The sequence below is a fragment of the Flavimarina sp. Hel_I_48 genome (assembly GCF_000733945.1).
Taxonomy (GTDB): Bacteria; Bacteroidota; Bacteroidia; order Flavobacteriales; family Flavobacteriaceae; genus Leeuwenhoekiella.
In genome coordinates this window covers 2,971,001-2,983,478 of the sequence record NZ_JPOL01000002.1, presented here as the reverse complement: position 1 = coordinate 2,983,478, position 12,478 = coordinate 2,971,001, and the positions used below count along the sequence as shown (strand labels likewise).

The 12,478-nt window shown below is 42.0% G+C and carries 7 protein-coding genes; 1 reads left to right on the top strand and 6 read right to left on the bottom strand.

Annotated elements, in window-relative coordinates:
- Positions 1-101: 101 nt before the first annotated feature.
- Positions 102-1,061 carry a tRNA dihydrouridine synthase gene (locus P162_RS12995; RefSeq protein ID WP_031427918.1) on the top strand — a complete coding sequence of 320 codons (960 nt, stop codon included), beginning with the start codon at positions 102-104 and terminating at the stop codon, positions 1,059-1,061.
- Between the two features lie 40 nt (positions 1,062-1,101).
- On the opposite strand, the gene P162_RS12990 is transcribed toward P162_RS12995, so the two are convergent.
- From P162_RS12990 to P162_RS12965, 6 genes are all read right to left on the bottom strand, one after another.
- Positions 1,102-2,991 (bottom strand): B12-binding domain-containing radical SAM protein, encoded by a 1,890-nt coding sequence (locus P162_RS12990; protein WP_035917052.1) that lies wholly within the window; start codon positions 2,989-2,991, stop codon positions 1,102-1,104.
- 550 nt (positions 2,992-3,541) lie between these two features.
- Positions 3,542-4,993, bottom strand: coding sequence for a cellulase family glycosylhydrolase (locus P162_RS12985; protein ID WP_035917050.1), 1,452 nt, complete (start codon positions 4,991-4,993; stop codon positions 3,542-3,544).
- A 22-nt stretch (positions 4,994-5,015) separates the two neighbouring features.
- Positions 5,016-6,566 (bottom strand): alpha-L-fucosidase, encoded by a 1,551-nt coding sequence (locus P162_RS12980; protein ID WP_241077775.1) that lies wholly within the window; start codon positions 6,564-6,566, stop codon positions 5,016-5,018.
- Positions 6,567-6,615: 49 nt separating this feature from the next.
- The gene (locus tag P162_RS12975; protein ID WP_241077811.1) at positions 6,616-8,937 is read right to left on the bottom strand and encodes an alpha-xylosidase; all 2,322 of its coding nucleotides are present in this window, start codon (positions 8,935-8,937) and stop codon (positions 6,616-6,618) included.
- Between the two features lie 119 nt (positions 8,938-9,056).
- Positions 9,057-11,537 carry a beta-galactosidase GalB gene (galB, locus tag P162_RS12970; RefSeq protein ID WP_031427909.1) on the bottom strand — a complete coding sequence of 827 codons (2,481 nt, stop codon included), beginning with the start codon at positions 11,535-11,537 and terminating at the stop codon, positions 9,057-9,059.
- 70 nt (positions 11,538-11,607) lie between these two features.
- The gene (locus tag P162_RS12965; protein WP_031427907.1) at positions 11,608-12,459 is read right to left on the bottom strand and encodes a hypothetical protein; all 852 of its coding nucleotides are present in this window, start codon (positions 12,457-12,459) and stop codon (positions 11,608-11,610) included.
- Positions 12,460-12,478: the final 19 nt, after the last annotated feature.

The window sequence follows — 12,478 nt, the reverse complement described above, 5'->3', positions numbered from 1 at the left end:
AGATAAATGAATGGAAAGGTTCAATATTCTAATTCTTCAACACCTTCCGCTTTAAAAAACTCAAACGCAATTGTGTTATCTTTGCCGCACTAAACCATATAATGGCCGTTACACTACTTTCTTCCCCTTTACAAGGCTTTACAGATTTCAGATTCAGGAATGCGTTTCATCACTATTTTGGAGGTATTGACACTTTTTATTCGCCATATATTCGTTTAAACGGAAAGCTTAAAATCAAGCAGTCCTATCAAAACGATTTACAGCCAGAAAACAACCTTGATCTTGAAGTAATTCCCCAGGTAATGACTAACGATCCTGATGAGTTTTTGTTTGTAGTGAATTATGTGCGAAGTCTGAGATATAAAGAACTAAACTGGAATTTAGGGTGCCCATATCCCATGGTTACCAAATCTGGAATGGGATCTGGGCTGATCTGTAATCCGGCAAAAATTAATGACGTGCTGCAACGCGCGCATAACGAGACCGATATTGTGGTTTCTATGAAAATGAGAATGGGATATGAACATGCAGGTGAAATTCTGGATGCTTTTTCGGTTTTAGATAAGTACCCGCTTAAAAATATCGCGATTCATGCCCGTATAGGAAAACAGTTATACAAAGGTCCCGTTGATCTGGATGCTTTTGAAAAATGCATCAGCAGTACCAAACATAAATTGTATTATAACGGCGACATCACCAGTGTTTCGGTATTTAAAGCGATCGAAAAACGCTTTCCCCAGATTGATCATTTTATGATAGGGCGTGGTTTAATTGCCGATCCGTTTTTACCCGCCATGATCAAAAATAATACTAAAGAATACCCCGGGGACCGCTGGTCAATTTTCTCTGAATTTCACGACCGCATTTATCGGGAGTACGATGAGTACCTTTCCGGACCAACGCCCATAAAAATGAAAATGCTAGGGTTTTGGGAGTTCTTTGCACAGTCTACCTCTGATCCCAAAAAAACCTATAAAGCGATTAAAAAAGCCTCTAACCCTGGAAAATACAGACAGGCGGTAGCGCAGATCATTAATGCAGAGAAACGCTTACATTCCTAAACTTAAATTTCGGATTTAATAATTTGGGTGATCTTTCCCCTTAATGCACTCGAGTGGTTTCTTTAGACCTATTTTCAGCTAAATACCTTTTGATAAGATCCCTGGAAATACTGATTTCCGGGATGGGAAAGTCAAACCAATTTTGTAGATTTTTAGCGTAGCCGGTGTTGTTTAAATACGCATTCAAGGCGCTGTTTAATCCCTGTGTATATTTAGGATGATCAGCACCCTGCGGATCGTTATGATACAAATCGTTTTGTGCAAAACCTTCAAAATCAGGCCCGGTCACTTCTATTCCAAAAGCCTCCGGATTTTTACCAATAGGACTGTGGGCGGTTGTGGTAAACTGATGCCAAAAAGCAGACTGAATACAATTATGTTCAAAAAGCTGGCGTACCACCTCCAGCGCATCAATGGTCTCCTGCTCGGTCTGGGTGGGAAAACCATACATCAGGTAAGCGTGCACCATAATACCAGTTTGGGAAAAATTATGCGTGACCCGCGTAACCTGAGCGATATCCACCCCTTTTTTCATCTTCGCCAGCAATCGGTCTGAAGCCACTTCCAGTCCGCCGGTTACGGCAATACAGCCAGACTCCGCCATCAACTGACACAATTCAAAATCAAACGTCTTTTCAAACCGAATATTCGTCCACCATGTGATTTTAAGGTTTCGCGTAAGCAATTCATGAGAAAGCGCCCGCAACATTTTTGGAGGTGCCGCTTCATCCACAAAGTGAAAACCCGTAATACCGGTATCCTTAATAACTTTTTCGATTTTATCAACTAAAGCGCTTGCGGTTGTGTTTTGATAAGTACCGATATAATCCAGGCTCACATCACAAAACGAACATTGTTTCCAGTAACACCCGTGCGAGATGGTGAGTTTATTCCAGCGGGCATCCGTCCACATACGGTGCATCGGGTTTACCACATCCAGAAAAGACACGTACTTATCAAAGGGCAAACCGGAATAATCAGGAGCCGGTAAGGTGCGGTGGTGGTAAATCGTATTGGGCAGTTTATTCTTGTAGAGCACCTGTTCATTTTCAAGTAAAAACGTACGTTCTAAATCTGCCATAGCAAGACTTCCTTCCAGATAGCCTACCAGTTTTAAAAGCGGACCTTCCCCGTCATCAAGGCAAATAAAATCGATAAATTCAAAAATACGAGGATCGCTGAGGGAACGCAATTCGGTATTGCAATAGCCGCCGCCAAAGGCGACTTTAATTTCCGGAAACAGCTGTTTTATAAATTGTGAACAGCGCAAGGCGGCAAACAAATTTCCGGGAAACGGAATCGTAAAACAAACCAAATCAGGCTCCTCCTTTTCAATATGCGCCACCAGAAGGTCCAGCATTTGTTCCTCGATAAGCGTTGGCTGGTAACTTAAAAACTCATCAAGCTGATCAAAACTGCTCGCCGAAGCACTCAGTTGCTCGGCATACTTGGTAAATGCGAAAAACTCATCTACGTTAGCGTGTATATAATCGCCCAGTTCCTCAATAAAAAGGGTACCATAATGCTTTGCCTTATCCAGAATCCCTTCTTCACCGGCAGCCCATTTGATCGTGGTATTGACGTTGATCAATCGGTGCCCTTGTGGTAAAAAACCGGGTTTAAGGAGTTGGTGCGCAGTTTTAAGGTCCTGCTTTTGCAAAAAGCCAATGACCGTATCCACCCTTGAGATATAATGCTCTTTCAGTTCCCTGACCTTAGGATAGTGATCCTGCGCTAACTCCGCGGCCTCTTCAAATACTGCCCGTAAAAAAGCTCCCGTAAAAATCGACGTAAACAGCTCAATACTCAGATCAACATGCACTACGGGAACCTCATGCGTTTCCAGAAAACCTTTAAGATAGGCCGTTGCAGGATACGCGGTATTTAACTGCGTAAAGGGTGGCGTAATAAAAAGGATTTTGGGACGCATCGTGCAAAGATACTACTCTGCCACAGGATATAACTTGAAAATGGATGTCTTTTGAATTTCACGATTTGCTATACGAATACCAAAATAGCAAGGACAAATTTTAAAACGAAATGCGTTAGATTTAAGATATAAATCACCAAAATATAGCTCAAAACAGCTGTTTTCAGCAAAAAATTGAGGATATATTTCCTTTATCAATTGGTACAAAACTTCAAAACTGAAAATATGCTCAACACTTTAAACACTCCTCAATTTCAAACACATATATAATCATCAAATACAGCAATCTGGAATTATCAATCTAAAAAACCTTTTCTTACTCGGTGCTGACATTGATATTTTAATATATTATGCTTAAAATGATGCACGATATTTAACTATGGTTCTTTGTGATTGAACTACAAAAAAATAGCTCTCCCTACAATCAGATCCTGAAATCTGAATTTAGCGAGAGCTACATTAATTATACTGTACACGATTCATTTCGGTTGAAAACCAGCTTAGAATAAGCGAAAATTACGACAACTTATGAGTTGATATTATCTTCCCCTTATTGAGCGGCGTTTATTAAGGTTGTAATGAGTTCTGGCTCAATAATCGTTCCTTCTGCGCGGTTAAAAAGCGCAAAACCATAGTTCCCCGCAAAACCATTATCCCAGTAAAAGGGCACGAGTCCATTAGCTTTTGCCGTTTGTGTAACATATTGAAGGTAATAGTTGCGATAAGCATCATGCCCTTCTATTTCCGTGTGGGAAATTGCACCATATTCGCCCAGGATGACTGCTACTCCTTCATCTATAAATGTAGTTTTCATCCTTTGAAACTGGCTATCTACATGGGATTCATTCGCCCAACTTTCAACTTTGGTAGGATCTTCAGCATCATTTCCCCACTGCGTTATGGTGCTATCCTGATTTAAAGTAAAATTGAAAGGGTCGTAGTAATGAACTTCCATCATTAATTTCCCAGCAACTACATCTTCGGGGATTTCTGCGTAATTTACGGTATGATCAATGTTTGTATTAAAACCCTGAACGACTAGATATCTATATACATTTTTACCTCCTGTAGCCCGCACAGCGTCAACAAATGTCTGGTTAAAACTGTTTTGAACGGTATAATAGTCTTCAGTGGGCGTACTGTAATCACCTTCTACCATAACCTCATTGGTACCGGCAAACAGCAAATGATCCCCATACTCCCTAAAGTGGGTTGCGATTTGTGTCCACATCGCTTCCAGACGTGTATTTACATATTCCTGATCAGCCCTTGTTGGCTGCATCCATCCACCATCCCAATGCTCATTCATAATAACGTACATATCATTGGCCAGTGCATAATCTACAACTTCCTGCACGCGATCTAACCAGCTATCTTGAATGGTAAATTCAGCTTCGTTTGAAAATTGGCTCCAGGATACCGGTATACGCACTGCATCAAAACCGGCCGCCTGTACTGCATCAATTAATTGTTCAGTGATCATCGGGTTGCCCCAGGCAGTTTCACCACCCACTGCTTCAAGTGAATTTCCCACATTCCAGCCTATATGCATCTGACTGGCAAATTCTACAGCCGGCAGACTGCTCATTCCCGTGCTATCTGCTGGTATTGCGTATGTGATTGTGTTATCATCTGCCGGAACTGCCGCTGCCTGATTCACCTGAATATCTTGTGAAGAATCGCCAGATTTTAAGCTTAGTACTGAATTTCTTGCGATTGTATCGCTATTCATCAATGCTTTCAAGGTAATTTTCTCGGCCTTGGATCCTTTATTAGAAGATACTGTCAGCCAGTCATTTGCTACTGTGAGTTCCCAGTCAGTCTCTGTATTGATATTTATGAGTGTGTTTCCACCGTTTGGGTCGAAACTGATCTCTGAAGGCGTTATCGAAAAATCAAGACTTTGCGCTGCCACGACTTCGACATCATCATTAGCGCAGGATATAGTTGCTACGAATAGCACCATTGCCATTAAAAACCGCTGTACGTTAAATAGATTCATAAGTATAGTATTGAGTTCATATTCATTCTTCTTTCTGTAATGTAATTTTAAAAACTACGGCTTTATCATTAATCGTTTTGGATGGCGTTGTAAGTTGGAGTCCGTCTTTGGTTTGTTTAAAGGCGATATCGTCCTGGGAATCCAGGCAGGTAACCCCCAAAACCTTAGCGGAAGAATTATCTAAATTTTCTTCTGAAAAAGACCTCAGTAACATTTCGGTTCCAGCTTCTGGCTGGCCCAACACAATAGCATAAACCGTATTCCCTTTGCTGGTATACCTAATATCTTGCGCGGTATAGCTGATTTTATCCAAAAACATACCTGACTTTTCCTGTTTTGTAGGGCCTTCGCCAAAAATGTTCCAGGTACGCGTACCATAAATAGCCTCACCGTTGTTCTCTAGCCATACTCCTATTTCCTTAAGGACTTTTTGTTGATCCTGCGGAATAGTTCCATCTGCCTTCGGTGAAATATTAAGCATCAACGCACCGTTTTTACTTACAATATCAGCAAGGAGATTAATAATTTCACCCGAAGTTTTGAGCTGTAGACCATTTACATAACTCCAACTCCCCACGGAGATCGTCTCATCAGTCAACCAAAAATCATCGGTTTTGTCGTTCATTCTCCCCTTCTCAAAATCCTCTACACTTACAGATTTTGGAAGTTCGCCTTCCTTATGTGTAATAACGACCTGCTTGTTTCGGGCTTTAGAATCGTTGAAATAATCAGCGACAAACTCTGCTTTAATCGAATCAGGTAATTTATCCAGTTTGCTATCAAAATAGATAAGATCTGGACCGTAGTTATGAATAACCTCATGAAGTTCGCCCAGCCAGTTTTTGTAAAATTGCTCTTTCGGAATATTACCGTACATTATGCGCAACGTAGAATCTGTAGAAGCAGTTGCCATTTCTGGATTGTATGGAAAATAAGACGTGTCATCAAGCCACTTTGTTGAATCCTGCTGAAATTGCTGTAAGTTCCTGGCTTTGTGAAACGTGGTTACAAATTTCATATCCTGCCCGTGAATAGCTTTTTCCAACTCCCCTACAATATCGCGGTGCGGACCTTTATCCATAGCATTCCAAGGATTAATTTCACTATCCCAGTTGCTCCAGCCGTCATGATGTTCTGCTACAATACCGGCAAATTTTGCCCCAGAATCTTTAAATAAAGTGGCCCAGGCATCGGCATCAAAATTTTCGGCCTTAAACTGTGGCACAAAATCATGGTAACCAAATTCACTCAGTGGACCGTAGGTCTCTACCTGATGTTTGTTCTCATCACTACCTTCAATATGCATGTTGCGCGGGTACCAGTCATTTGCATACGCAGGTACAGAAAGCACGCCCCAGTGGGCATAGATCCCGAACTTCGCATCTTTAAACCATTCCGCTGTTTCTTCATACTTCGCAAGGGAATCCCAATTTGCGGTATAGCGAGGGGACTGCTTTTCAGCTTTTGCCCCTGTCTTTTTCCCTTCGGAACAACTGTTTAAAACCAGCAGTAAAAATCCAAGAACCAATCCAAAATTTTTCATAGTATTCTCTAAATTGACCTTTGCATTCATATTATCAACGTTCTGGTTCCTCCCTTATCGGGGAGGCCAGATGGGGATTTTATTGCTGTAATTCTATTTTAAAATCGGTTTTTCCCTTTAAAGGATTATCTCTCAATGAAAACGATTTCCCTTCTTTTCGCAATGTAATAGACTGTAGCGCATCACTTTCTGGTAAAAACACTTTACCCGTGGCAGAATTCGTGTTTTGATCAGCAAAAACCTTAAGGTCAATTTTGCTCCAGTCCATATCCTGAGTGGATTGCGCCAATTTTATGTGTGGAATCACGGTACCGTTTTTAACTAAAGCTATGATGGGTATGTCACCAGCTTTGATTTTATGCCATCCGCCCTGGTAAACTTTATGGCTCTGGTAATCAATCCAGGTACCTTCCGGAAGATAAACATCCCGTTCAGTTTCCTCTTCAAATAATGGGGCGACCAACATACTTGAACCAAATAAATACTCATTATCAACAAGCCAGGAACCTGCATCATCCGGAAATTCAACAAATAGCGCGCGCATCATGGGAAGTCCCTTTTCAGAACTTTCCTTGGCCTGTGCGTAGATATAGGGCATAAGCTCATAACGCATATTATCTGCTTTACGGAAATCTTCTAAAAAGCCCTTACTATATTCCCAGGGCTCTGTAGGTGGCTCCCCGTGACTTCTCACGTGCGAAGATAACATCCCAAAGGGCGTCCATCTGCGGTAAAGGTCTTCTGGCGACTTTGTGACAAAACCGCCCACATCATGGCTCCAGAAGCTAAAACCACTCAAGCCAAGGGAAAGTCCCGCTCGTAGGGTTGCAGACATTGCTGTGTTAGTTGTTGCGGCATCACCACCCCAGTGCAGGGGATAGCGCTGACTACCGGCCCAGGTACTGCGCGCCCAGATCAAGGTATATCCCTTTTCTTTTTGTGTGATTTCCGCAACTGCTTTGTTATAACGCAAAGGATATAAATTGTGCTCGTAAAAACCTGTGCGGCCAGAATGATAAATTCCATTTGCCGGGGCAGCTTCCCCAAAGTCGACCTTGAAAACACTTACGCCCTGATCTAGCAAATGTTTCAATTTTGCCTGATACCAGGTAACCGTTTCCGGGTTTGAGAAATCAAGTACTGCATCTTCATAGGGAATATTTCCTTTTCGGTCTTTAACGGCCAGATTCTGGTCAATTATCTCCTTAAAAAGGGTGTTTTTAGGTGTGAAATAAGGTAATTGCCACAGAGAAACATGAAAACCCTGATCTTTCATATCAGCCATCATGTCTACGGGATCATCAAAACGATCTGCGGAAAATTCGTAATTGTTACGCCAGTCCACATCAAACCAACCCGTATCAAAGTGAATGACATCGCTGGGAATTTTATATTTACGTAAGTTGTCTGCAACATCGCGCCCTTCCTTTTCAGAAAAATACGTGATGCGGCTCATCCAGAAACCAAAAGACCATAATGGTGGCATCTGGGTTTTTCCGGTAAGGTTTGTATACTCGTCAAGGATATCTTTAGGCTCACCTATAAAAAGGAACAAGTCTGCAACATCATCACCCAGCATCATTTTATTCGCACCACTAAAATACTTTCCAAAATCAATACTGATAGGAGAAGATGTGTGCATAAAAACTCCATAACCGCGGCTGCTCATATAGAACGGGATAGGTTTGTACATGCTCTCGTTCTGCACACCATTGGCATCATCTGTATAAAGCACCACCTTCTGACCACGTTTATTAAACTGGGTAAAAGACTCCCCACAACCAAAGATTTTTTCATCTGGCTCCAGTGAAAAAACAGGTGCCATACTGCGGGAATAATCACTGCTACGACGCACGTAGGCAAAAGGCATTACGGGCGTGTACGTATTTTTAGTATCGGTAAGGTGTAAGGTGCTGGTGAGCAACTTTCCGTTTTCATCGTAAATTTTTACGTGCCAAGGTTTGGTCAGGATCTCCACGGCACCGTGAGCGCTGGTATATTTATAACCTCCGTCTATCGTGGATGATTCCCATAGTTCTGGATGATTTGGCGCTGTACCATCCACCAGCATTAACGATTCTTCTGGCTGATTAAATTGAGGGCCAGATGCCATTTTAATCCTGATGGACCTATCAGAAACAAACTGGATCTCAAAAGGCATTTCGGGTTCGGCTTCATATTCCGTGGCAGGAAATTCATTGGCCTGCACTTCATTGGGGCGCATGAGCATATTATCAAAAGCCTGCGCGGTCTCATAGTTATACCGCTTATATTTTACCGTACCCTTCCCGGTTTTAGGATCAAAGGAAGCCAGTTCATCAGCAAAATAAAAGGTGTTCTGGTAATTTTCAAAATCTGCACTTATATCTATGGCGCTGTTGAGAATATTTGCATTTTGCATCTGCGCATACAAGCCAGACGTTCCCGCCAGAAGGCCTAGAAGTACGGGTAGTTTTTTTATTTCCGATAGAAACGGAAAAGTGGTCATTTTTTGGCGTTTTTTGGTCATTTTAGGTGTTTTTATTCTGAAATAATGTTGATTGTTGCGGTTTTCAAACCGGAAGCTTTAGCAGTTAGGGTTATTGTGCCGGCATCTTTGGCAGATTGTAGGATCACCAGGCATTTTCCGTTAAGTGCGCGGTGTTCTTTTCCCTTAAAGGACTGATGATTTGTAGGGTCGCCGCTGGCCACCCCCACGATTTCACCGTTCCCTTCTATTGAAAAGGTAATGTTATCATTTGCCCTTGGTGATAAAATCCCTTCATCGTCTGTAATAGTCACGGTGATAAAAGAAAGGTCCTTACCATCAGCAATGATCGTATTACGATCTGCTGTGAGTGCCATTTTTGTTGAGTTTCCCGCGGTTTTAACCTCAGTTTCCTTTATTGTTTTACCGGCTTTTCTGGAAATCGCCTTCAGGGTGCCAGCCTCAAATGGGAAGCGCCACATCACATGCAGGTCTTCGCCTTGCTTTTTCTTCGTTCCCATGGATTTTCCGTTAAGGAAAAGTTCAACCTCATCAGCGTGATTATAATATGCCCATACATCAACAGTTTGCCCTTTTTCCCAGTTCCAGTGCGGCAACAGATGAAGCACATCTTCCTCTACCCACTCGCTTTTATACATGTAATAGACATCCTTTGGAAAACCTGCAAGGTCTATAATCCCGAAGTATGAGCTGCGCGACGGCCAGGTATAAGGTGTGGGCTCGCCTATATAATCAAAACCGGTCCAGATGTAAAAACCAGATAGGAAATCGTATTTTTTAATGATTTTCCAGGTTGTTTCATGCAGCGATCCCCACGGCGCGCGTACCTGATCAAACGCCGAAATCCTATTTGCCGGACTCCCTTCTGAAAATGGAATATCCCAGCGTACAGGCCAGATTTTTGTGGTATCTGAAGGGAATTCATAATATCCACGAGTTTCCAGGGAACTGGTCGTTTCCGTAGCTATAAAAGGCGTATTGGGAAAATTTTTCTGATGCTGTGCGTAGGTCTGGTGCGCGTAGTTGTACCCTATGATATCCAGCGCCCCAGAACCAGCGAGCGCATTGGGCTCTGCCGCGGTTTCTTCAAACTGGATGGTCACCTCTTTATCTTTTATATGAATGGGCGGGTTCATACCGGCAGTAACCAGACGTGTGGTATCTAGGCTTTTGACGATTGCAGCCAGCTCCCTGCCAATTACCGCACCGCGATTGCTCCACTGCTCTGGGATCTCATTGCCAATGCTCCACATAAACACACTGGGGTGGTTACGATCCCGGAAAATCTGATCTTTTAGATCGGTTTTATGCCATTTCCCCCAGTTATTGGCATAATCAAATTCGGTTTTGTTCTTTTCCCAAATATCAAAGGATTCATCCATAACGATAAATCCCATTGCATCGCAAAGTTCTAATAATTCTGGTGCGGGAGGGTTATGTGCGGTACGAATGCCATTCACTCCCATATCCTTTAAAATCTCGAGTTGGCGCTCAATTGCCCTTGTATTAACTGCAGCTCCCAGCGGACCCAAATCGTGGTGCATACAAACACCCTTGATTTTGACCTGTTTTCCATTCAGGATAAAACCCCGGTCAAGGTCAAATTTGAAGTTACGGATACCAAAAGGTGTTTTGTATTGATCTACGATTTTTCCATCCACTACAATTTCAGTTACCGCAGTGTACATCGCGGGATTGTCAACTGACCATAATTCTGGGTCAGGAATACTAATTTCCTGCCTTAAACTGTCAGATTTATGGGCTAAAATCGTTGTATTTTCCGAAGAAATAGAGGCTATTTTGGTATGTTTATACACAATTTTTGTCCTAATTTGGGCCGTTTTTGACGTTTTATAGCCATTTTCTACCTGAACAACAATTTTAACCGAAGCACTATCCGTTGAAATATGGGGCGTGGTGATGAAAGTTCCCCACTGCGGAACGCGCAATTTATTAGTCGTGGTAAGCCAAACGTTCCGGTAAATACCACTTCCGGAATACCAGCGGGAGTTGGGCTGCTGCGCATTATCGACTTTTATAAGGATTTCATTATTAGTGTCCCCATACTTCAGAAAAGGAGTTAAATCATACTCAAAACCAATATAACCGTTGGGTCGTTTTCCCAAAAAATTGCCGTTGATCCAGACGCTGCTGTTGTGATACACGCCGTCAAATATAATTTTAGTGATTTTCGAAGAATCTGCCGCGGGAACCTGAAACGTTTTTTTATACCAGCCCAGACCGCCCCTTAAAGAACCTCCACCCGCTCCCGAAGGGCTATTTTCTTCAAACGGAAGTCCTACACTCCAGTCATGGGGTAGATTTAAGGTATTCCAGGACGTGTTTGCACTTATCGTATCCTGATTTTGCAAATCATCATTGAGATGAAATTGCCAGTTTGCATTAAAATCTTTAGTCCTACGGCTAAAATCAGATTTTTTAGTCTGTGAAAAAGAAATAGATACCGCAAAAATTATACTTAAGGTAAGACTATGCCTAAAAAAACGAAACATAAATAGTGAAGGTATTTAATAAAAAACCTGCACATTTTAATATTTGCGCAGGTCTTTAAATGCTGATTAATTACTGATCTTTCGGTTTAAAATGAAAAACGATCTGTGCCGGGCCCTCACCAGATCTGCTTTGATCGCGAATTACCGCTAAACGCATAGAATTCTCTGTCAACTCTATCACATTTACACTTTTCCAGTTGCTTACATCAGCATAATAATCACCCCCATATAAAAGCTCTACACCACCATTAAAACTGATCGCATGATCTTCAATTGCGTAACCAAAAGAACCTGAAGTGGTTTTTTGCTCAGAAGAATTTAAGGCTGTTTGAATAACAGATACGTTGTAGCCTCCATCCAGGTCAAAAGTCATTTCGCCCCAATCCTTTTGCTCCAATAGCCATTCATTACCTACATAATCCGGATACCAGTTCCAGTAATCACCATTTTCTGGACCGTATGGAAAATCAAGTCCAGCATAGCCTATGGGGTTGACCATATTCAGAACCCAGGTTTTACCTTCTACACCATTGGTGAGCATCTGCCATTCTTCTGCACTAAAAAATTCCTCATCATTCTCAGAAACATCCACCTTTACGGGCGTCGCTTCCACAGCTCCACCCTGGGTATAGACAATATAATTTACAAAATAGGAACCGGCAAAAGGCAAGGTTATGCTGAAGTTAGACTTATTGGAATGACCTAATTCATTACCGCTTGCGTCAGTATAACTCCAATAGGGTATCATGGATTTATCGTTACTGGTCATGCTAAGATCATTATCCCGCTGAGGATCCTGTATTACTGTAAAATTAAGATCTGCTGCTTGAAGATTGATCTGTGGAAGTTCATCATCCTGCGAATCACAGCTAGTAAGTATGACCGCGCCAAATACTAATAGTTTTAATAAAATAGTTCTCATAGTTGTATTTTATAATTTA

Bases quoted from the DNA above. Each gene is read 5' to 3' on its own strand.
- P162_RS12995 (WP_031427918.1), top strand. From the start codon at position 102: ATGGCCGTTACACTACTTTCTTCCCCTTTACAAGGCTTTACAGATTTC.
- galB (WP_031427909.1), bottom strand. From the start codon at position 11,537: ATGTTTCGTTTTTTTAGGCATAGTCTTACCTTAAGTATAATTTTTGCG.
- P162_RS12965 (WP_031427907.1), bottom strand. From the start codon at position 12,459: ATGAGAACTATTTTATTAAAACTATTAGTATTTGGCGCGGTCATACTT.
- P162_RS12975 (WP_241077811.1), bottom strand. From the start codon at position 8,937: ATGCAAAATGCAAATATTCTCAACAGCGCCATAGATATAAGTGCAGAT.
- P162_RS12990 (WP_035917052.1), bottom strand. From the start codon at position 2,991: ATGCGTCCCAAAATCCTTTTTATTACGCCACCCTTTACGCAGTTAAAT.
- P162_RS12980 (WP_241077775.1), bottom strand. From the start codon at position 6,566: ATGAATGCAAAGGTCAATTTAGAGAATACTATGAAAAATTTTGGATTG.
- P162_RS12985 (WP_035917050.1), bottom strand. From the start codon at position 4,993: ATGAATCTATTTAACGTACAGCGGTTTTTAATGGCAATGGTGCTATTC.